The sequence below is a fragment of the Parabacteroides sp. CT06 genome, from assembly GCF_002257605.1.
In the GTDB taxonomy this organism is placed as follows: Bacteria; Bacteroidota; Bacteroidia; order Bacteroidales; family Tannerellaceae; genus Parabacteroides; species Parabacteroides distasonis.
Genome location: NZ_CP022754.1, coordinates 379,145 through 400,282, shown reverse-complemented (window position 1 = coordinate 400,282; position 21,138 = coordinate 379,145). Strand labels below are relative to the sequence as shown.

The 21,138-nt window shown below is 44.1% G+C and carries 15 protein-coding genes; 2 read left to right on the top strand and 13 right to left on the bottom strand.

Annotated elements, in window-relative coordinates:
- Positions 1 to 7: 7 nt before the first annotated feature.
- Entirely contained in the window at positions 8 to 1,756 is a 1,749-nt protein-coding gene (locus CI960_RS01545; protein ID WP_005859014.1) for a RagB/SusD family nutrient uptake outer membrane protein, read from the top strand.
- A 78-nt stretch (positions 1,757 to 1,834) separates the two neighbouring features.
- Here CI960_RS01545 and CI960_RS01540 read toward each other — a convergent pair whose 3' ends face one another.
- The 10 genes from CI960_RS01540 to CI960_RS01495 form a co-directional block, all read right to left on the bottom strand.
- Positions 1,835 to 2,428, bottom strand: a complete 594-nt coding sequence (locus CI960_RS01540; protein ID WP_005859017.1) for a DUF4251 domain-containing protein — start codon at positions 2,426 to 2,428, stop codon at positions 1,835 to 1,837.
- Between the two features lie 84 nt (positions 2,429 to 2,512).
- Complete coding sequence (locus CI960_RS01535; RefSeq protein WP_008779310.1) at positions 2,513 to 3,859, bottom strand: MATE family efflux transporter; 1,347 nt, start codon at positions 3,857 to 3,859, stop codon at positions 2,513 to 2,515.
- 7 nt (positions 3,860 to 3,866) lie between these two features.
- A complete protein-coding gene (locus CI960_RS01530) occupies positions 3,867 to 4,877 on the bottom strand; it encodes an ABC transporter ATP-binding protein (protein WP_005859091.1) in 1,011 nt (336 codons plus the stop codon).
- A gap of 5 nt (positions 4,878 to 4,882) precedes the next feature.
- On the bottom strand, positions 4,883 to 5,917 hold the full coding sequence (locus CI960_RS01525; protein ID WP_005859093.1) for an iron ABC transporter permease: 1,035 nt from the start codon (positions 5,915 to 5,917) through the stop codon (positions 4,883 to 4,885).
- A gap of 110 nt (positions 5,918 to 6,027) precedes the next feature.
- Positions 6,028 to 7,620 carry a RagB/SusD family nutrient uptake outer membrane protein gene (locus CI960_RS01520; RefSeq protein ID WP_005859095.1) on the bottom strand — a complete coding sequence of 531 codons (1,593 nt, stop codon included), beginning with the start codon at positions 7,618 to 7,620 and terminating at the stop codon, positions 6,028 to 6,030.
- Positions 7,621 to 7,639: 19 nt separating this feature from the next.
- Entirely contained in the window at positions 7,640 to 10,618 is a 2,979-nt protein-coding gene (locus tag CI960_RS01515) for a TonB-dependent receptor (protein WP_005859097.1), read from the bottom strand.
- Between the two features lie 665 nt (positions 10,619 to 11,283).
- A complete protein-coding gene (locus tag CI960_RS01510; RefSeq protein ID WP_094582176.1) occupies positions 11,284 to 13,284 on the bottom strand; it encodes a fructose-1,6-bisphosphatase in 2,001 nt (666 codons plus the stop codon).
- A gap of 38 nt (positions 13,285 to 13,322) precedes the next feature.
- On the bottom strand, positions 13,323 to 14,834 hold the full coding sequence (locus tag CI960_RS01505; RefSeq protein WP_005859101.1) for a PD40 domain-containing protein: 1,512 nt from the start codon (positions 14,832 to 14,834) through the stop codon (positions 13,323 to 13,325).
- A 2-nt stretch (positions 14,835 to 14,836) separates the two neighbouring features.
- A complete protein-coding gene (locus tag CI960_RS01500; RefSeq protein ID WP_005859103.1) occupies positions 14,837 to 16,591 on the bottom strand; it encodes a DUF6057 family protein in 1,755 nt (584 codons plus the stop codon).
- 124 nt (positions 16,592 to 16,715) lie between these two features.
- A complete protein-coding gene (locus CI960_RS01495) occupies positions 16,716 to 19,190 on the bottom strand; it encodes an outer membrane beta-barrel family protein (RefSeq protein ID WP_008779306.1) in 2,475 nt (824 codons plus the stop codon).
- Between the two features lie 246 nt (positions 19,191 to 19,436).
- Here CI960_RS01495 and CI960_RS01490 point away from each other — a divergent pair, with 246 nt between their 5' ends.
- Positions 19,437 to 20,078 carry a SagB/ThcOx family dehydrogenase gene (locus CI960_RS01490; RefSeq protein WP_005859107.1) on the top strand — a complete coding sequence of 214 codons (642 nt, stop codon included), beginning with the start codon at positions 19,437 to 19,439 and terminating at the stop codon, positions 20,076 to 20,078.
- Positions 20,079 to 20,131: 53 nt separating this feature from the next.
- On the opposite strand, the gene CI960_RS01485 is transcribed toward CI960_RS01490, so the two are convergent.
- The 3 genes from CI960_RS01485 to CI960_RS01475 are packed head-to-tail and all read right to left on the bottom strand — an operon-like array spanning position 20,132 to position 21,136.
- Positions 20,132 to 20,455: a nucleotidyltransferase domain-containing protein gene (locus CI960_RS01485; protein ID WP_005859109.1), complete on the bottom strand. Its 324-nt coding sequence runs from the start codon at positions 20,453 to 20,455 to the stop codon at positions 20,132 to 20,134.
- Positions 20,456 to 20,463: 8 nt separating this feature from the next.
- Entirely contained in the window at positions 20,464 to 20,895 is a 432-nt protein-coding gene (locus tag CI960_RS01480) for a nucleotidyltransferase substrate binding protein (RefSeq protein ID WP_005859111.1), read from the bottom strand.
- A gap of 52 nt (positions 20,896 to 20,947) precedes the next feature.
- Complete coding sequence (locus CI960_RS01475) at positions 20,948 to 21,136, bottom strand: hypothetical protein (RefSeq protein ID WP_005859114.1); 189 nt, start codon at positions 21,134 to 21,136, stop codon at positions 20,948 to 20,950.
- Between the last annotated feature and the right edge of the window lie 2 nt (positions 21,137 to 21,138).

Sequence of the window (21,138 nt, the reverse complement as noted above, 5' to 3'; positions counted from 1 at the left end):
GACTAGTATGAGACATAAAATATTAATAGTAAGCGCAGCTGCTTTATTTACCTTGAGTTCTTGCGGTGAAGATTTCCTGTATAAAGCTCCTCAAGGCAGTATTGACCAAGAAGCATTAACAAACGCAGAAGGGGTTGAGTTATTGGTGGTCAACGCTTATGCCGGTTTGACCCGGCCGACCGGATATGACAATATGTTCAACTGGGTATTCGGCGGTGTATACGGAGGTGACGCCAATAAAGGCTCCGAATCCAATGACCAATCCGTATTGAACTCCGTAGAGACGTATGCTGTCACCGCCACAAACGATTATTTACTGAATAAGTGGAAAGACGCGTATTATGGAGCACAACGTTGCAACTTAGCGCTCAATGTGATGAAAGAAGCGGCAGATATGGACGAGACGACCAAGGCCAACCGGACCGCGGAGCTGAAATTCTTACGTGCCCTATTCATGTTCGAAGGGGTAAAGATTTTCGGACCGACCGGCATGCCCTATATCGATGAGACGATCGCCGCTGAAGAAAACGATCCGAAAGTTCATAACGGTACGGATATCTATCCTAATATTTTAGCAGACGTAGAAGCGGCCATTGAAGGATTGCCCGAAAAACAGACCGAAGTGGCACGTCCTACGAAAACAGCGGCAAAAGCGTTAAAGGCTAAAATACTGATGCAGCAAGGTGATATGGCAGCCGCCAAACCCATCTTGGCCGATATTATCGCAAACGGATTAAGTCCTAAAGGAGAGAGATTGGCCTTACAAGATGATCTGGACGCAAATTTTAACGCAACTACCGAAAATGGGAAAGAGTCTATCTTTGAGGTACAATTCTCTGTCGGAGCCAATAATAACGGGAATTACGGATTTTTACTGAATTATCCTCATAACACAGGCCCCGGTGGATGTTGCGGATTTTATCAACCCTCTTACGAATTGGTAAACTCATTCCAAGTAGACGAAAATGGGCTTCCTTATCTTGAGGGAGAGTACAGAAATAAAAAATCCGTGACAGAACGTGTTACCGATTATGATTACATCTCTAAGAATGATAAGACGATCGCCGTAGACCCTCGTCTAGATTTCGCCGTAGGACGTATGGAGATTCCTTATAAAGATTGGGGATTGCCCGCTAATGATTGGGTACGAAATGTAAGCAGCGGTGGGGTATTCCTACCCAAAAAGCATGTCTATAGCAAAGCGGAACAGGATGCCGGATTAGCTGGCTCCACCTATTCATCCGGCTGGGCTCCCGGTTCTGCCATGAATTTACAATATCTATGCCTACGTGATTGTAAATTGTTATATGCGGAATGCCTAGCGAACGACGGAGAATTAAGTGCCGCCATGCAGCAAGTAAACGATATCCGTGAACGTGCAGCCAAACCGGACAATATCATTTATTTGGAAGACGGAACGCCTGCCGCCAATTATTTGGTGAAACCTTATCCATCCAGTCACGCCGCATTCAGCAACAAGGAAACTTGTATCAAGGCGATTCATATGGAACGTAAGCTGGAACTTGCGATGGAAGGACAACGATTTTTCGATCTGGTTCGTTGGGGAGGTGATTATATGAACAAGGAATTGACGGCATATATAAATTATGAGAAGCAATACCTAACTAAATTCTATGGTGTATCCGCTCCAACCGCTTCTAAGACGATGTTCCCGATTCCCGAGACAGAGATCCAGACCGCAGGAAACGATGAGAACGGCCAAGCTTATCTGGTACAAAATGATGCTTGGAAATAGTCCAATCTCATCCTTCTTATAAACAGAAAGGCGGGCTTCCCGAAAGAAAGTCCGCCTTCACGATTCTTTGTATCTACATTAAATAGAACGTCCCTTGAACACATTCGACTCGCTCGAAGGATAGAGATTTCCCGTAAAGGATATACGGTTGCTATTAAAGTTAGGTGATACCGTGGCAGTACATTTATTCGTACCTTTCGCCATACGGAACGTAACCCTAGCGGATACCGCTACACCCTGCACATTCATCTCGTACATAACGTTTCCTTTTTTGTCAGTCTTCATCTGTACACCGGAAGTTGTTCCATCAACCGTTATACCTCCTATTCCGTTAGGACCGGCCGCCGGAGTATTAAACGCTAACTGAATGGTAGCCTTCTCACCCTTCACCGAAACGAAGTTCGTGTTCGGAGTAACATAAACAAAACTACCGCGCTTAAACTCTATACGATCCGCTTCCAATACGAAATCCTTATTCTTCAAAGCTTGCACCGCTTGTTCAAACAATGCGTTAGCCTCGGCTTCCTCCGCAGCTTTCTTCGCTGCCTTCTCTGCTTTCTTTGCTTCTTTCTCAGCCTGCTTCGCAGCTTTCTCCGCTGACTTGTCCTGCTGTGCCATCATCGACCCTGCACCAAATAATAAAACGGCGAGCAATAATACAATCTTCTTCATATTAACTCATTTTTAAAGGTTTGTCTATAAAAGTACTTTTATACATACAATAAAAATACAATTAACATCGACATAAGTTCATCTTTAACCCTTATTTTTCACGTTTTTAACATGATACCATAAAAAGCCCCATGCGGTTACCGCCGCAATGAAATCGGAGAAAGGTTGCGCTAGCCAAACGCCATCCAATCCCCAGATCGGAGGAAATAGCAGGATAGCCGGTATCAGGAATAAAACCTGCCGACTTAGACTCAGAAACATCGCTTTCCATGCGACACCGATACTTTGAAAAAACTGGCTGATCGTAATCTGGGAACCGACAACGAAAAAGACCAGCATCGTCAGACGTAATCCATTGTCCGTAATCGACACCAATTCGGCATCCGTCGAGAATACGCTAACGATCAGTCTAGGGAATAATAAACTGACGATACATCCTACCCCTGTAATCAAGGTCGATACTATAATAGACAACCGCAAGGTAGCCAATACCCGGTCATGATGCCCAGCGCCATGATTAAACCCGACAATCGGTTGCATCCCTTGGGCGATACCGATAATCAACATAACCAGCAGCATGGCGATACTGGAAATAATACCGCTGGCACCAATCGCCAAATCGCCTCCATTCTCTTTCAACGCATGGTTCATGATCACCACAACCACACTGCCCGCCAGCTGCATGGAAAATGGAGACATGCCGATCGTAAATATATTCCAAATAATGGGACCTTTCAACCGGAAATATTTCGTATGGAAACGTACGATACTATCCTTGCTGATAAAATGACTCATCACGAAAGCGGCACCGGCAGCCATGGAGATCACCGTAGCGATAGCGGCACCCTGTATCCCCATATCCAGCCAAAAGATAAAGATCGGATCTAGGATCACGTTCAAGACGGCACCGATCATCATCGTGAACATCGCCTTTTTCGGATATCCGGAAGCACGCATCACGGCATTAAAGCTAAAGCTTAATGTAGCCAGCAAATTACCCGGGATAGCGATATATAAATAGTCTTTCGCATAAGGTATCGTCTGCTCGCTTCCCCCGAACCACATTAACAAATCATCCAAGAAAATCATACTGGGGATAATCGTCAAGGCTCCGATAATGAATGTCAAAGTGAAAGCGTTTCCTAATACGTTATCTGCCAGATCATTCGCCTTACGGCCTAGATGAATGGAGACCCTTGTAGCGGCTCCCGCACCGATCAACATTCCAAATGCCTGCATAAAGAGTAGTATCGGGAAAGTCAAAGTCAATCCGGAGATAGCTAGCGCACCCACTCCTTGTCCGATAAATATACGATCTACGATATTATAAAGAGCATTAACCATGGTCCCGATAACGGCGGGAATCGCATAATGTACCAACAAACGGCCTATATTCTCATTTTCCAGCCGCCATGTAATCTCATTTGACATATATAACTTATGATTTATGAATTATGATTGAGATCATCTCCGCCACACTTCCTACGATTCTCGTGCCCTCTTCCGCAGGGAACTGAATACGCAGGCTATCCGGAGCATTACAATAAACACTTATATAATCCTCGCTAACCGACGAGGGCTTAAAGCCATTCCGGATCAAGGCATTCCCAACCCAATAAGAAGTCATAAAATCCCCCGCAACCCCAATAAGCTTTGTTGGAGCTACCGTATTCAATTTCCCGGTATTCGGATCAAACACGATTCCTTCCTTACTGAAGAACGTCTCAAACGCTCCTCCCATAATCAGGTCTTCCGGCGTTCCGCAAGCCATCGGACGTTTTTTCTCTTGCAGCCACAGGCAATCCCCCAGCTGGATCGCCAAATCAAGATCATGCGTCGATAGCAGAATCGCTTTTTGTTGCTCTACCGCTAAAGTATGTAACAAGACCATAGTCTCTATCCGACTTGTCACATCTAAAAAGGCCGTCGGCTCATCCAACAATATGATGGGGCATTGCTGTGCCAGCGCTTTGGCGATCATGGCTTTCTGACGCTCGCCATCACTAAGTTCCGACACATAATTATAAGCCTTATGAGCGATACTGGCGGCAGCAAGCGATTCCTCGATAATCCTGCGATCTTCCTGCCTTAATTGTCCGAAAAAGCCGGTATAGGGATGCCTTCCTAAAGAGACTAACTCGTAAACCGTTATTCCACCGGCATTTGTCTTCTCTGTCAAGACAACTCCCACCAACCGTGAGAAATTACCTTGTGAATAAGAATTCAGCGGCTTCCCCATTAGCTCGATTTCTCCTCCCAGAGGAGGTTGAAAACCACATAATGTCCTCAATAAGGTAGACTTTCCCGCTCCATTTAATCCGAGAAGACAGGTCACTTCACCCGGATATAGATTCAGATCCAACGCATCATGCACGCACTTTTTCTGTCCGCCTTTCAATATATACCCAATACTTAAATCACTTGTCTTTATCACAGGGATCCGTTCCATAGCCACTAATTAAAATATTGAATATTTTTCCGGTTCACGATTACGTAAATAATAACAGGCGCCCCAAGCATAGGGGTAACGGCATTCAATGGCAGGATCGTATTATTGCCCGGTACTACCATCAGCATATTACATAGAAGAGCAACACAGGAACCTGTCAGCATTGTAACTGGCACCAATATCTTATGATTGGAAGAGCCTAACATCAACCGGGCGATATGTGGAACTGCTAATCCGACAAAGGAAATGGGGCCGCAAAAAGCAGTAGTTGTAGCCGTTAATATTCCCGTACACAAAAGAATCACGATCCGTGTTCGTTTGATCTGGATACCTAAATTAGCAGCATACATTTCTCCCAATAATAAGGCATTCAAAGGCTTGATCAGCAAGATTGCTAATAACAGCCCGATTAACGCACAAGTTCCAAAGAATGGTAATTGTTCCAAGGATACACCGGAAAAATTACCAAGCCCCCACATCACGAACGCATGTACCCGGTCTGTAGATGAATAATAATTCAAGATAGAAATAACCGAAGAAGCTAGATAGCCAATCATGATTCCGATAATCAGAAGCATGACATTATTCTTCACTTTTGCCGAAAAATAGATAATCAGTCCCAGTATCACGCAAGCCCCCACAAAGGCCGCGAGGATCACCGCCATATATCCGCTAATTGGCCAATCCGTGAACCGCCCCAACGTACCACCGAAATAGAGCATGATAGCGGCTACTCCAAGATTAGCGCCATCACTAATGCCCAATATGGAAGGTCCCGCCAACGGATTCCGGAACAATGTCTGTAATAGCAACCCGCTGGTAGCCAAGGAAGCCCCCGCCAATAATGCGGTTATAGCCTGAGGCAAACGAGATTGCAACACGATATTCTGCCATGCGATCTTATCAGATCCCTTCCCCAGCAAAATATCCATCACGTGATCCAAAGGAATCGGTACGGCCCCATACGCCAGCCCCCCAACAAAAAGCCCCAAAAGAACCACCCCTAATAACGGATAAAAAAGTAGCGCTTGTTTGTTCATGGCGCAAAGGTATACAAAAAAGCGGAGTTATACAGTGAATGGTAAATCAATAAAAAGGCCATCCCTTACAGTAAGAGATGGCCTAAATTATTCTTAGTTATCCGATTCTTTTATTTTGAGAATGCCGCATAACCCGGATTCTGTTTTAAGTTCGGATTCACCTGCCAAGCATCCTGCGATACAGGTAACAACTTCAAGTAGTCATCAGCTTTACGCTCACAATTAGATTGCGGCCACATTCCTGTAGTGAAACATCCGAAACGGATATCATCCTGACGGGAATAAACCTCCCACGCTAATTCCAAACGACGTTCCAATTGTACTTCCTTCAAAGTTACAGTCGCATAATTATGGTCGCTATTGCCATATCCTCTCTCACGAATCGTATTCACCAAAGCGGTAGCTTCACTAACACTTCCCCCTCCGCGTAACAAAGCTTCAGCTTTCATTAAATAGATATCCGCCAAACGGAAAATATGGAAATCATTTCCCATAGAACTTGTCAAATCCGAAGCGAACTCCCACTTGAAGCAACGAGCTCCATCATGCTGTTCCACGGCACTCCAATTGGTTCCATCATATTCCATGCCCGGAATCATGTTCACATCGATCGTATGGTTCAATTCGTTGTTATGATCGGTCATAATCGGCTTGCCTGTTGATTTGTCTATCATCAAGCCAGTCAAGAACGTACCGTCCAAGCGAGCGTCTTCCTCATCGAACAAACGTACATACTCCGGTTGAGCGCAAATACCATTCCAAGTACCACTAGCGGTAATACCCAAAGACAGATAATCTTTATAATGCAACGTATTATTGTGCAACTCATTCTTCACGTTTCCATCATTACCCGTATCACTGCTAGAGAACGTAGCGGCCAAGATAGCCTCCTTTGAATTCTCATTTGTCACGGAGAAGTTGTCTTTCCAATTAGGCTCTAAGATATATCCCATAGCCATCACCTTATCACAGTTATCGATAACTTTCTGATAAGCGTTACCGGAGAACGTAACCCCCCAAGCCTCAGCGTTCAGATACAGTTTTGCCAACAATGAATAAGCGGCACCCTGCGTAAATGAACCATAATTCTCAGTTGTAGCCGGAGGACAGATATCCTTGATTTCCTCTACTTCCTGAATCAACCAATCAAATACTTCCTGACGGGAAGAATTCCCCGGGAATACTTTATCCGTAGGGTGGAACTCCGTCAGCAAAGGAATATTTCCCCAATAATCCATCATCACATAGATCCAGAAAGCACGGACACCACGCAAGTCTGCCACGTCTTGAGCCTTCTCCTCTTCGGTAAGGATCTCTGAGTTCTGCAATTTACGGATAGCCTCGTTACAAGTACCAATCGCTTCTGTGGCCGCTTTCCATGCGCTTTTAACTCTTGAGGTCTGAGAGGTCCATGTATGCATATAGATTTCCCGGTATTGACCACCATCATACCAGTCACCACCTCGACGAGTCGGAGTCACAGCCATAGAACCGGAGCATTCGGACAAATGCATATACTCTGTCCAAAACTTCTTCATCGTATTATGTGAGTTACCGATCAAAGCATTCAACTCGGCCGTTGACTGGCCAAAATCATCAGCGGGCAACTTGTCATATACTGTTTCATCCAAGTCCATACAGGAAGAAAGTCCTCCTAATAAAAACAATCCAGTTATAAATGATAATATAGTTTTCCGTTTCATAATAAGCTTATCTTTTTAATTAGAATGTTAAGTTAACACCAAATGTAAATGAACGTGCCTTCGGCATGTAGTTACGAGGTTCAATACCCGGAGACAAACCTGCGTTGTCATCGCTAGCCTCACCACGGAAATTCTCAACTTCTGGATCCAATCCTTTATAACCTGTAATCACGAATAGATTCTGACCGGCTACATATAAGCGAGCCTTATCCAACCAATCGATTTTCTTCGTATTGAATGTATAACCAATCGATAAGTTATCCAATCGCAAGAATGAAGCGTTTTCTACATAATAAGAACATACACGAGAGTTTTCACTTAATGTCAACAGATTATCGTTATCCATTACATTCGTTCCATCGATATATGTATTATTACCGTAAGCTGCCAATGGGTTGTTCAATACCTTATTGCCAATTGTTCCACGGAAGAAGAAACTTGCGTCCCAGTTTTTCCAGTTGAATGTGTTATTCCAACCATATGTCAAATCAGGTTGAGCGTCACCAACATACGTACGGTCATCATCCGTGATCTGTCCGTCACCATTTATATCCTCAATGATAAATTTACCATTCTCATCAAGGCCATTACATTTCAGCATGAAGAACTGTCCGACCGGGCGACCTTCCTCAACTACGTGTGAAGTCACACCTGAAGCACCGCGAATCCAAGGATCACCCACGTAAACACGTCCCGTAGAGAACAATTCATTAGACAGTTTTGTGATCTCATTCTTGTTATGAGCAAGATTGAGAGAGGTTGTCCACGTAAAGTCCTTATTACGGATCACGTCTAAGTTCAATAAGATCTCAACACCTGTATTCTTCATATCACCTACATTCGCTTGAATCTGATTGTATACGTAAGTAGGAGTAGAAACCTCATAGTTGTAAAGCATATCTTTCGTACGCTTGTCGTACCATTCGATCGTACCGCTCAAACGACTATTGAACAAGGTGAAGTCCAAACCGATATTTAACATAGCAGTCTGCTCCCATTTCAAGTTCGGGTTCGCGTTCTGTGAAGGACGGAAAGCTGTCGGCCAAGATCCGTTGTTATAATAAGTACCAGAAGCTGAATACAAATCCAATGACTTATAAGGTCTCAAACCATCTTGGTTACCGGTAATTCCGTAACCTGCACGTAATTTCAAATCATTGATCCACTTCGTATCTTTCATGAAAGACTCTTGGCTGATACCCCAAGCAGCGGAAACTGAAGGGAAAGTACCCCACTTATGGTTAGCACCGAATTTGGAAGAACCATCTCGGCGAACCGTAGCCGTAATCATATACCGCTCTTTAAAGCTATAATGCGCACGAGCGAACAAAGAGATCAGTTTATATTCATTCCGGCTGGAAGTAACATTACCGATCTTCAGCAAGTTTCCGGATTGGATATTATCAGCGCCCATCGATCCTACGGCGAAATTCGTAGCCTCCGATTTCTGGTCGGCGTACAAGTTATTTTCCCAAGAATAACCAACGATAGCATCGACCTTATGCTCCTCTGCCGAGCCAAAAGCTTTCGTATAATTAGCGGTCCACTCTAACAAGTTACGATCCCATAGTCTATTACGACGGATTGCCTTACCCGTATCACCCTGTCCACGAGAGTTCCGAGGATCTTGCCATTCGCTATAGTCAGATGAGAAACGGCTCTTATACAGGTTCACCTTGGTTGTCAGTCCATCCAAAATAGAGAACTGTACATCACCTTGTCCATAGAAGTAGTTATTAGCTGCTTTCTTATAGTTCTGATCTTGGTTCTGAACCGGGTTACCTTGATCATAATTGTGGTTGGCATCCGTGAAATAAGAGCCGTCCGCATTATAAACCGGATAAACCGGAAGCATATTGTAAGCCAAGATATAGTCATCAGAAAACGGCATCTGCATATCCGTCAGCGTTGCGGCACCCGTTAATCCAATACGTAAACGGTCGTTGATAGCACGTTGCTGGAACTGGAAACGGAAGCTATGACGAGTCATGTAGTTATCGCGAGCCACACCGTTACGATCCAAGAAAGTATAAGAAGCACGATAATTACTCTTAGAAGAACCACCCGACAAAGAAAGAGCGTGTTGTTGAGAAACACCTACACGAGTCATCTCATCGAACCAATCCGTGTCCGAGTTGTACTTATCATAAGTAGAGATATCTTTACCCAACGCCTTATTAGCGGCACGCCACTCAGAAGCGTTCAACATGTCGGGCTTGTTCGCAATGGTAGAGGCGGTAAGATAACCATCATAATTGATCTGGGTTCTGGAACCGGAACCTCTCTTCGTTGTGATCAAGATTACACCACCAGCGGCACGAGAACCGTAAATAGCGGCAGAAGAAGCATCTTTCAATACAGAGATTGACTCAATATCCGAAGGTGATACAGTAGACATATCACCACCCGGAACACCATCGATCACGATCATCGGGCCTTGGTCGTTCTGCAAGGTAGAAGTACCACGTAATTGAATCTGGGAACTACGAGTTACATCACCGGAACCAGACGTAATAGTCAGACCCGCTACCTTACCTTGCAGCAAGTCGGACGCGTCACGATTCACTCCTTTATTAAAATTTTCCTCGGAAATGTTCGCTACGGAACCGGTAATCTCCCTACGAGTCTGCGTACCATAACCGATAGCTACAACCTCTCCCAGATTCACGACAGAGGCACCAAGCTTAACATCTACGGCAGAGCGCCCTTTCACAGCTTCCTCTACCGAGTTGTAACCGATAAAAGACACTTGGAGAATTGCTTTTTTCAGGTCATTCACACTAAGGGTGTAGTTACCGTCAATATCAGTGATGGTACCGTTAGTAGTACCTTTTTCCACGATATTCGCCCCGATAATAGGCTCACCTAGTTCGTCCAGAACTTTTCCTTTAACAGCGCCTGACTGGGCAAAAGCGGCTGTCATGCAAAAAGACATTAACACGGAAAGTATGGCTACATTCCAGTGTTTGAAAGAATCAAAGATTTTCTTTCGTTGCATAATTACTTAATTTTTAGGTTAACGATCATTTAATTCACAAATACAATTGAGAATTTCCATGGCAAATGTAACTTAATTTTTTAAAATAAACTATGATTATGTAAAAAAGTAAGGAAAATCAAACAGGAGGTCTTTCGGTAGATCAAAATAAATGTCAACGGATAAACCTAAAGAGTGACGTTTTCATTTCGATAAGCCACTTATAGTGACACATCCTTTTCCCCGACAGGCTCATCTACAAACATAAATAAGGAGAAAATCGTTTCTTTAGTGGTTTTAAGGTAGAAAAAGAGTACTTTTCCCTCGATTACAACCCTGTTGTAAGATACTTACAGTAGTATTATAAGGTACTTACGGTAGTGTTGTAGCATACTTCCGACTGTGATTCGCATCACTTCCGAATGAAAAACCAATCACTTCCGAATAAAAAAGCCTCCTTTTACTTGTTAAGCAAGAAATAGAGGCTCTCTTTTTCGCTGGAAGAAAAGGGAGGGAAACGATATACATCTACAAGACAAGGTGTTGCCATTATTTTCATTCAATTTCGGAAGCCTTACGCCCATAAGCCCGGAAAAATCGATTCTTCGGGACTTTAAAATACAAAATGTCAATTTGTCAATCTCCCTTTATCCTTGTCTATAGTTCTGGACGGACTACGCTAAAATCTATCTCTCCATCCTCTCCTTCTCCTTTATCAACCCATTCCGATAGGCGTAAAGAAGTTTCTCCAAGTCCTTGATCTGGCTTTGAAGATCCGCACCCTTATCCGTATCTTTCACCATCTGGCGATGGGAGCTTAATTCTACCACGATCGTGGTGGATTTGATATCCAAGCCTTCCTCGATCGCTTTCGCCCGGGATTCGAAGGGTTCGTGTTGCACAAGCTGGAAACCACGGGAGTGATATACTAATGTATAGCCCGCGATACCGGTTTCCAAATGATACGGACGGGAGAAACCGCCATCGATTACCAACATCTTGCCATTCGCCTTAATGGGATTCTCACCTTGATTGGAACGGACAGGGACATGTCCGTTGATGATATGCCGATGCATACCGGTCACCCCAAACTCATCCAATATCTTATCACAAATTTCCTCTTGCTCTCGTAACGTATAATAAGCGCCTTTTTCCTCCTTATGAGTCTCGGCCTCTTCGATAAAGGCACGCTCGAAAGTAGCCATCTTGCTTTTATCGAATAACGGGGAGTCCTTGCCGCCCCAAAGATACCAGATATAATCATGCGCATATTCCACTTCTTCCTGTTCCCCGGTCTTGAAATAAGCCGTACGGATCAGTTGGTCTACACGGTCCAACAAAGCACGGCCCTTATAATTCTGCCCCAAGATACGTACTGACTTAAATGTACCATCCGGATTCATCGGGATAGAGGCATGAAACAGTAAATTGGAATTACAAACCTGATACATTCCCCCATGCCGGAAGAAACAACGCATATGCTTTTTCATCTTCTCGCTGCTCTCAAAAGAATGCAATATCTTTCGGATCAAATCCTCTTCCTCAATAGAAAGACGATACGGATCTTTCGGGTCTAAAGTAGGCCAGTTAGTATCTTTAAGCGTATAATCCTTTCCATCGATATGAACCACTCCCCGCTTCAGATCGATATGGTGCAACAACATCCGGTCATCCATCTCAAACTCCGGACGACGGCGGATGATCTCACCCTCCAGCTTGAACTGGATGATGGTGATCGCCTTGTGCATCTGGGCGATCAAACGGGTGGTCTTCTCATCCATTGCATTATCGGCGAACTTTGTTTTCGGCATGAATAACGCGCAAGGATCATCCCCATACGCCTCCATCGCGAAAGTGGCCAACGGCAAAAGATTGATACCATATCCATCTTCTAAGGTAGCCATATTACCAAAGCGTAAACACATACGAATCACGTTGGCTATACTTACCAAATTACCGGAAGCGGCTCCCATCCATAAGATATCATGATTACCCCATTGAACATCGAAATTATGGTAATCGCAAAGGATATCCATGATCAGATGAGCGCCCGGACCCCGATCGTAAATATCGCCGATGATATGTAACAGGTCGATTGTCAACCGTTGGATCAAGTTACACATAGCGATAATGAAATCGTCCGCACGTCCCGTGGAGATGATCGTACAAATAATCTGATCCACATAAGCGGATTTATTCGGCTCTACGGAAGACTCGTGCAATAACTCCTGAATAATATAGGAGAACTCCTTGGGTAAAGCCTTACGTACTTTCGAACGGGTGTATTTGGAGGACACGTTCCGGCAAACACGTACCAATTGATTCAAGGTAACTTGATACCAATCTTCCAGATCTTGCTCTTGGCTCTTGATCAGTTCCAGCTTATCCTCCGGATAATAAATCAAGGAACAAAGCTCCTTCTTCTCGGATTCCCGGAGCGTATTACTGAAAATCTCGTTCACCTTGCGCTTTACGGCACCGGAAGCGTTTCTCAGCACATGGCTAAAGGCTTGATCCTCGCCATGCAAATCACTCAAGAAGTGCTCCGTACCCTTCGGTAGGTTCAAGATCGCCTCCAGATTAATGATCTCCGTACTGGCATCCGCGATCGTCGGGAAACTCCGTGCCAACAATTGCAAATACCGTAAATCGTTTTGTACAGATTCGGCTATAATATCTTTTGTCATCTTATCTCTTATTTATACGCGAATATAAATAGATCCGGTCATTTAAACCGAACCTGCTCCGGTTTATTTTTCTCGGCTACTTGCTGGATCTCATAGGGGCTGACCTCTACGGCACCTTTCGTCAATTCCGGAATATTGTAGGAATACAACTGATAGTCATACTTATCCGGATCTTCTTGAGGCAATAAGAACGGTTTCGAAGGCTTACCGTCTTTCCCTATATGACAAATATAAGGTAAAGTATATAAACCGTTATCCCGGCGGCTACTAAATACGACCCAATCACTATTACTACTCCAAGAATGATAGCTATCCGTATCCGGGCTATTCAACGCAGACATATCCATCGCTGTCCGATTCTCCAAATCCATCATCCGGATCTCCGCATCCGGGTGCCAAATAGGGAACTGCCCATAAGCGGTTTCCGTGTACATCAGGAAACGTCCATCGGGAGAGATACGGGGAAATGTATAGCTCAAGCTATCCGCATGTACCAACGTATCGATCGGGAAGCTGATCTCGCCACGATCCGGATCGAACGCAACACGACAGAGATTATAACGTACCTTATCATAATTCTCCGGCATCTTCTGGGCCGGGGCCGTACAGAAATAAAGCCATTTACCATCCGGAGAGAACGCGGGGAAAGTCTCGAATGCATCTTTTGTGATCAATGAGGCTTTCGATAGGATTTCTTTGTTTTTCACGTCATACACCACCACATCGGACTCCAAGTCGAACACTTCCATCTTTTTCTCTTTCACGGAATGGAAAAACTGTTTGATATCATTTACCGATGTGGTGATATAGCGCCCGGAAGGATGCCAGAAAGGATACGTCATATTACTGATCGTCCCATTCGTTTTCGTATTCAATTTACTGATTTTCTTGTCTTGGACAATATAAGTTCCCCCATTCGCCGCACGCATATGGAACATCATCTGCCCCGGGTCTCCCATACAAAAAGAATGGCAGTTCATACAATTATAGCCAGTCATATCGTTACGGATAATCGGCTGTTCGTCAAACGACTCCAAATTCCGCTGATAAATACCCACAATATGCCATTTCTCGTATCCCGGCTCTATCAAACGGTATACTAAATGAGAGTCGATCGCTTGATCACTGATATAGACAGAGAATGGTGCCCATTTAGTCCATTCGTCTCCCTCTTTCGTCGTGATCGTTACAAAAAAGGCTTTACCTTTATTCGCACGGGTAAGCCGTTCCCAATCCTTGGACTTAAAACAGATCGTATTCGTTCCGTAATACTCAAACACCCCCTGCTCGCTACCCTCGATCTTCGCATAGCATTTTTCAGCGGGCACGTCAATACGGAAATTCAATGGGGCTATATTATAAGGTATAGTAACCCCTTGGTAATCCGGGAACATCGGCGGGGGAGACATGCGTTCGTTCTCGGCAACAACAAAGCCACCCGGATGTACCGCCCAAAAACCCAAGTATAGTACAATAACCAGAACTTGCAACAGTAAATATCCGATCACAAAGTTTCGGACGATCTTTCGTTTCCTCGTATTATCCATCATAATTATTGTCGTTTAGGAGTCGGGGTAAATTGAGCGTAATAATAATAGGTATCGCCAAACTGCGCTTTCAAGGCGGCAGGAGGCATGCCTCGAGCCACTTTCATAAATTGCAGAAAGCGGTTTTGTACCTCCGAACTGATCGGATAGCTTTTGAACGCCTCCGGGTCTTTCTGCACGGCAGCGAAAAATAGGCATATAGCCTCTTGATAGAGAACGGGAAATGACTCGCCTCGCTCTTTCATCAATTCCATATAATGCATAAATGTCATCAAGTCTTTATAAACCAACAAGTATCCCATTCCATACTCAAAAGCCGGACGATTATCGGCATGATCGTCGATCAAGAAAGCCAGCGCATTGGGAAATGTCAAGGTCAAGTCTAAGGGATTATCCGTTACCGGAAGTACCGCCCGCTTCGCCTTTATCCAATCGGTAGAGGCACAAACCACGGAGTCGAGCAACGGGCGCTGCGCTTTTGCCCAATCCCTGTAGTGGGGAGTCGATTCAAGGATCTTAATATATTTCTCGGCGGCACGGTATTCGCCGGTTACCAGATAAGTCTCCACCAAACGCTTCATCAAACGAGGCTGCACGCAACGTTGCGAGCTTAATACACCCACAAAGGCGAAACGTTGCGCTGCGTTTACCTGCCCTACTTGCCAAGCAACCTCGCTCGCCTCGATCAATCCCATCCGGCTTTTCGGATCGTGCGGGATAAAGCCCTCCACCCCGATCTGAGGGAAACGCATCAAATCGCCAGAAAATCGTCCCGTATGTGATAAAGCCAGATTCAAATAAATCAGGGCATCCATATCCCGGACCGAATGCGCACGAGCATGTGAGACTATCTCTTGCCATTCTCCCTGCCGTGCATAGTAATCGTACCGATAGGCCTGCTCCATCGGGTCTTTCTTATAGAGAATCCCATAAGTCATCGCTATCAGAAGGAAAGCGTAAGAAACGATTCGCTTCCAAGATTCCTTACGGATAAAAACCCGGTTCCTTACATAATAAAGAATTAAAACGATCAAAGGATCTGAAAGCCCGATATATCCTAAAGAATTAGGTATCGGATATTCGGGATGGCATAGATGTTTGCTGAAGAACGCTTCCCGCATCGGAAGAATATAAACCGTACGCATGGCGATCAACGGTAGCAAACCTCCCCAAGCGATAGCGATAATGGCTACTCCAAAACGAGCCTTATCCTCTTTAGCACAACACTCATAAACCGCGATCAATAAGGCCAATAATAAATTAGCGGGTGCCGCAAAAAAATAAGAGCCCCCCAAAAACAAGAAGCCAAAGAGATAACGAAGCCAATCAATCTTGATTGAAGTATACAAATACGCAAGAACCTGCACGAAAGCGAGCATCGTCAACAAGGCGATTGACTCCTGCGGATAGATCCAAATTAAAAAAGAGGGAAGAATAGCCGCCAACATAGAGGCACGCACCCCACAAGCTTTTAAGTAAAGGAAAAAACAGCCGGAGATCAGTCCTAATAATAAAGCGATCACTACCGAAGCTCCATAAGGATGGATAAACGCGAGCGATAAGAACTCAGTCACATATTCATTCAATCCACCCGGTTCGGCCAATCGGTCTTGGAAATAACTACCGGTAGTCTGAAACATCATATACTGCTCCAGAAAACGATACCAATACCGAAAATTCAACTCTATGAATAGGATACTTCCTATAATAAAAAGGAATAGTATAATAGTATTATTGTTAACAAATAGTCTATTCTTCATTCTCCAACTGTTTTTCAGATCGTAAAGATAGAAAGTATATAGAAGATGGCAAAAGAAAAGGTTTAATTATTATATTGAACACGGAACACACGGAGCGTGTGCTCCATGTTCAAAGCTATATTTCTTACATCTGTTGCTCGCCGCCGCCGGAACCGCCGCTCTTCATATCATCGTTGCTGATACCTCTTTTTACTTTCTTGATGGCATCTTTCAAGGTGCCAAAACGATAAGATACACTAACCATTAACATTCTCATCGTACGGTAATTGATCTCACGACGGAAGAAGGTATCATCGGAAGTAGTATTTTCCATCTTCATTCGCTTCCAGAAGGGGTTTTGGAAAGACAACTGGACAGATAGCTTTTTCTTCAAGAAATCCTTGTTCACGGAGATTCCCGTGAAATAGAATGGAGAGCCTTTCCCCTGTAACTGGATCCAAGGAGAGAAATATCCTCCCTGTATGTTCACACGGAAATCCAACGGGAAATTAAACTGCGTACCGGCGAAAATACGTCCGCTGAATCCACTATTCGCCATATCATTCTTTTCGCTCTTCAAATCCGTATAATCCATTCCACCATTCATATAGATACGGAACAAAGGAACCGGATTCCAATTTGCGTATACGAATAAGCCGGTAGATTGTTTCTTTCCGATATTACCGTAGGTGGTTTGGAAAACACCCGGATTCTCCGGATCGATAAAGGTATATTGCTCGATCGAATTATTGACGAACGTATAAGTAGCGCTCGCGTTAATGCTGAATTTCTGGGCGAACATACTATAGTTCAAGTTTATATTATTACTTTTCTCCGAGTCCAGATTCGGGTTACCGAAGGATATGTTCTGTGGGTCCGCATTGTTTACATAAGGATTCAAATACCAGATACCCGGACGCTGGATACGCATATTATATCCCAAGCGAAGCTGTTGCGCCATACTCAATTGATAAGAGACCGTAGCGTTTGGCACCACGTCGAAATAATGGGTATCAAAGTTCATATCGGGAGCCATCTCATATTTCACGTCCAAAGCGGTTCCTTCCGCACGTACCCCCGCCTTCACGCCAAACTTATCAAACTTCATCGAATAGCCCAGATAAGCGGAATAGATATGTTGGGTATGACGGAAATGGCTATCTTTAGAAGTTATGTCCTCCCATATATTCAACGAATCGTTGAAAGCGGTACGATCCGTATTACTCCGGCTCTGGCGGAATATATATTTTGCGCCCACCTCCAAGGTCTGATCCTTCCACGTAGGGGTCGTATAATCCACCTGCCCGGTGTGCTCGTTCGTAGAAGCCTTGTTGATATTATTTTGCGGATAGCCGAGCCAAGGATTGTAATTCACGACATTCTTTAATTCCGTATAATCCTTGTTATCATTGGGAGAATGGCTGAAACGGTAGGAGATCGTCAGCAACTCATCTTTTTTATGGGTAGAGTGTTGGTAATCCACGCTCACGTCCGTAGAACCAAACGTTTCCGTAGCGTCCGAATTACGATTATAATCGTATACCGGATTACGATTGATATCCTGCATATTCACCGTGTATTCCGAACGGTTCGTCATCTTACCATGGAATAAGTTCGCCCCTACGGTCAGCAAGTTCAAGGAGTCGATCTCATAACTACCTTCCAGCGAACCAAACTGGAAGGGTCCGTTATTCTTCCTACGTCCATTTTGCGTCAAGAAATGTTGCTCGTCATTTTCCAAATCCTCACGTATCGAGGTAGACTCATTCCAAGGCTCCCTATTATAATTGTAATTATAATTCGCTGTCAACCCGAACTTACCTGCTTTAAGGGATATATAGCCGCCACCGCCTACACGCCCCAACGAACTACCGTTCACACGAACCGTACCAGTATATCCTTGTAGAGCGTTTTTCGTCGTAATGATATTAATAATACCACCGATACCCTCAGCGTCATATTTAGCGCCCGGGTCTGTGATCACCTCTATGTTTTTCACGGAATTGGCCGGCATACTCTTCAATACCTCAGCTGGATTGTTACTCAACAGGTTAGAAGGCTTGCCATTCATGTAGATCTTAAAGTTCGTGGAGCCTTTCAATTGGATTTGGTCATCTCCGTCCACGGTTACCATCGGTACCTTGCGCAGCATTTCCAATGTATTGTTTGTCTGTGCCTCCGGATCATCTTCCAAGCTATAGGTAAGTTTATCGATCTCAGCCTTCACCAAAGGTTTCTGTGCCGTAACCGTCACTTCCCCCAGCCGCTGGTTATCCTCCTGCATATACAACTTACCCAAATCCAAGTTCCTCTGTTTATCCGAGATCGTAAATGTTTTCTCGGCAGGAGCTTTTCCTATCGATTGCATAGAGATGATGTATTTACCGGCGCTACTCAATGGTGCCTGAAACTTACCATCCACATCACACGCTAAAAGCTTGACCGGCTTATCGGGGGTCTTCGCTAAAGCAATTCTCAACGTCGCATAGGGTACGGACTCGTTACTCAGCGAGTCTAACACCTGTCCCTTAATTGAATAGGAACCTGTCTTGTCCGCTTGCGCATACAGAGGAAGCGCAAAGAACAGTACCCAAAATAAGGCAAACAATTTCTCTTTCATACGTTCATCTATCACTATAAAAATAATACATTTTACTGCAAATTACACTATTTACGATTTCATCGTACAAATAAAGTCATTAATAATGTTCATATTTCCTTTTTCTTCTAAAGAAGTCTGAAAAAAGAGTATTTTTTTATAATAGACGGACATCAAGTAAAACAGGTTGCACAATAATCCTAGGAATCTTTGAGAAAACGAATATATTGTTATTTTTGCATTCGTAATTCTTTAAAATACAATGTCATGAGAACTATCTTTTGTGTATTAGCCACTTTGATGTTGGGTTTGACGAGTCTGCAAGCCCAGAGTTTAAAAGCCATTAAGTTGAATGCTCCCGACAAGACCCGGGGCGCTTCGGTAATGAAAGCCTTGGCAGACCGTCACTCCGAGCGCGAGTTTGCCAACAAGAAACTCAGCCTACAAGATCTTTCCGATTTGATGTGGGCCGCTATCGGTATCAACCGGGAGGATGGGAAACGTACCGCCGCTTCTGCCTTGAATAAGCAAGATGTGGATGTCTACGTATTGATGGAAGAGGGCGCTTATCTGTATGATCCGAAAGCCCATCAACTGAACCCGGTAGCGGAAGGCGATCACCGTCCACTGATTGGAGGAAAGCAAACCTCCGTGAACTCAGCTCCCGCTTGTCTATTGATGGTTTCTGATGTTTCCAAATTCGGCAATGTAGGTACACCACAATTACGTGAGCGCTTTGGAGCCTTAGATGCCGGGCTGGTCTCTCAGAATATCGCCTTGTTCTGCTCCGGATGTGGCTTGGTAACGGTTCCCCGCGGCAGCATGGAGGCTGATGCTTTGAAAAAAGTGTTGAAGCTATCCGACTCCCAAATCCCGATGATCAATCATCCGGTAGGATACGCAAAATAACGTCAGCACTCACGTAAGCCCCCGAGAATCATCTTGTGGGCTTACAAGACCGCTCACGCAGGAGGCTGAGAACAATCTTTACAAAAAATAGATATTCCGACTCTCCGAATATGATCAACCAATTCCATATTCGTCAATTTATGAAAAATAGAGAGATCAAACTGATAAGGTAATAATAAATCATCAATCGCAAACGCAATCTGATTTAACCGACTACGTGTCAAGTTTGCCCCCACCAAAGATATATCCACGTCCGAAAAAGGTTTATGGTTTCCCTTAGCTCGCGAACCGTAAAGTATTACTTCCTCAATATCCTCGTATCGAGCGTAAAACTCACGCAACTTATTCAATTCTATGTCACTCAATCCATATTTCATTTACAGCTTCATCTAGTCTCATTTTCCGATATACATAACATCCTCTCTTCAAACCGGCAAAATAGTGGATAATAAACCAGTACGATATTCTCATAAATTTCAGAAGCCACATCGTCATCATAATTATGAGAAGTCAAATTACGATCCTCAATTGTCTCCATCCATCGTTTATCTTCTATAAGCATTTGTAAAGCCTTACGTATAGCATCACGTGAACCTCGAATATCCGTATAACCTTGATATTCCGCATAATCTTTCATCACCTTCCAGACTAATTCACGGGTATATTCAAAACGCTGGATTAATCCTTCTTGCAAAAGTTCATCAATCTCGTCCGCTAATTCCAACCGCCAAGATACAATGTCCACCGCTTGACCCAATTTAGCCAAAGCCTTACAATAATTAGAAAATCGCTGTAACCAACGTATATCTTGTGCCATATATGTAAACTTTAGAATACGAAGATAAGAAAAACAGAAGATATTCCTACATTCATTTCTTGAAAAATGCAAACCAAGCAATCAAAGCCAGCAGCACGAATATAACCACCAAGATCGTATTCCCCCAACGAATCAGGAAGGAAGGCATCTCGCCAATCATGTTGCGGACTTTCTCGCTACGCAACTCGATACGGTTTTGATCCGATTCTGCTTTTTTCTTCATCTCATTGTATGTCGACATAT

Bases quoted from the DNA above. Each gene is read 5' to 3' on its own strand.
- CI960_RS01545 (WP_005859014.1), top strand. From the start codon at position 8: ATGAGACATAAAATATTAATAGTAAGCGCAGCTGCTTTATTTACCTTG.
- CI960_RS01540 (WP_005859017.1), bottom strand. From the start codon at position 2,428: ATGAAGAAGATTGTATTATTGCTCGCCGTTTTATTATTTGGTGCAGGG.
- CI960_RS01535 (WP_008779310.1), bottom strand. From the start codon at position 3,859: ATGTCAAATGAGATTACATGGCGGCTGGAAAATGAGAATATAGGCCGT.
- CI960_RS01530 (WP_005859091.1), bottom strand. From the start codon at position 4,877: ATGGAACGGATCCCTGTGATAAAGACAAGTGATTTAAGTATTGGGTAT.
- CI960_RS01525 (WP_005859093.1), bottom strand. From the start codon at position 5,917: ATGAACAAACAAGCGCTACTTTTTTATCCGTTATTAGGGGTGGTTCTT.
- CI960_RS01520 (WP_005859095.1), bottom strand. From the start codon at position 7,620: ATGAAACGGAAAACTATATTATCATTTATAACTGGATTGTTTTTATTA.
- CI960_RS01515 (WP_005859097.1), bottom strand. From the start codon at position 10,618: ATGCAACGAAAGAAAATCTTTGATTCTTTCAAACACTGGAATGTAGCC.
- CI960_RS01510 (WP_094582176.1), bottom strand. From the start codon at position 13,284: ATGACAAAAGATATTATAGCCGAATCTGTACAAAACGATTTACGGTAT.
- CI960_RS01505 (WP_005859101.1), bottom strand. From the start codon at position 14,834: ATGATGGATAATACGAGGAAACGAAAGATCGTCCGAAACTTTGTGATC.
- CI960_RS01500 (WP_005859103.1), bottom strand. From the start codon at position 16,591: ATGAAGAATAGACTATTTGTTAACAATAATACTATTATACTATTCCTT.
- CI960_RS01495 (WP_008779306.1), bottom strand. From the start codon at position 19,190: ATGAAAGAGAAATTGTTTGCCTTATTTTGGGTACTGTTCTTTGCGCTT.
- CI960_RS01490 (WP_005859107.1), top strand. From the start codon at position 19,437: ATGAGAACTATCTTTTGTGTATTAGCCACTTTGATGTTGGGTTTGACG.
- CI960_RS01485 (WP_005859109.1), bottom strand. From the start codon at position 20,455: ATGAAATATGGATTGAGTGACATAGAATTGAATAAGTTGCGTGAGTTT.
- CI960_RS01480 (WP_005859111.1), bottom strand. From the start codon at position 20,895: ATGGCACAAGATATACGTTGGTTACAGCGATTTTCTAATTATTGTAAG.
- CI960_RS01475 (WP_005859114.1), bottom strand. From the start codon at position 21,136: ATGTCGACATACAATGAGATGAAGAAAAAAGCAGAATCGGATCAAAAC.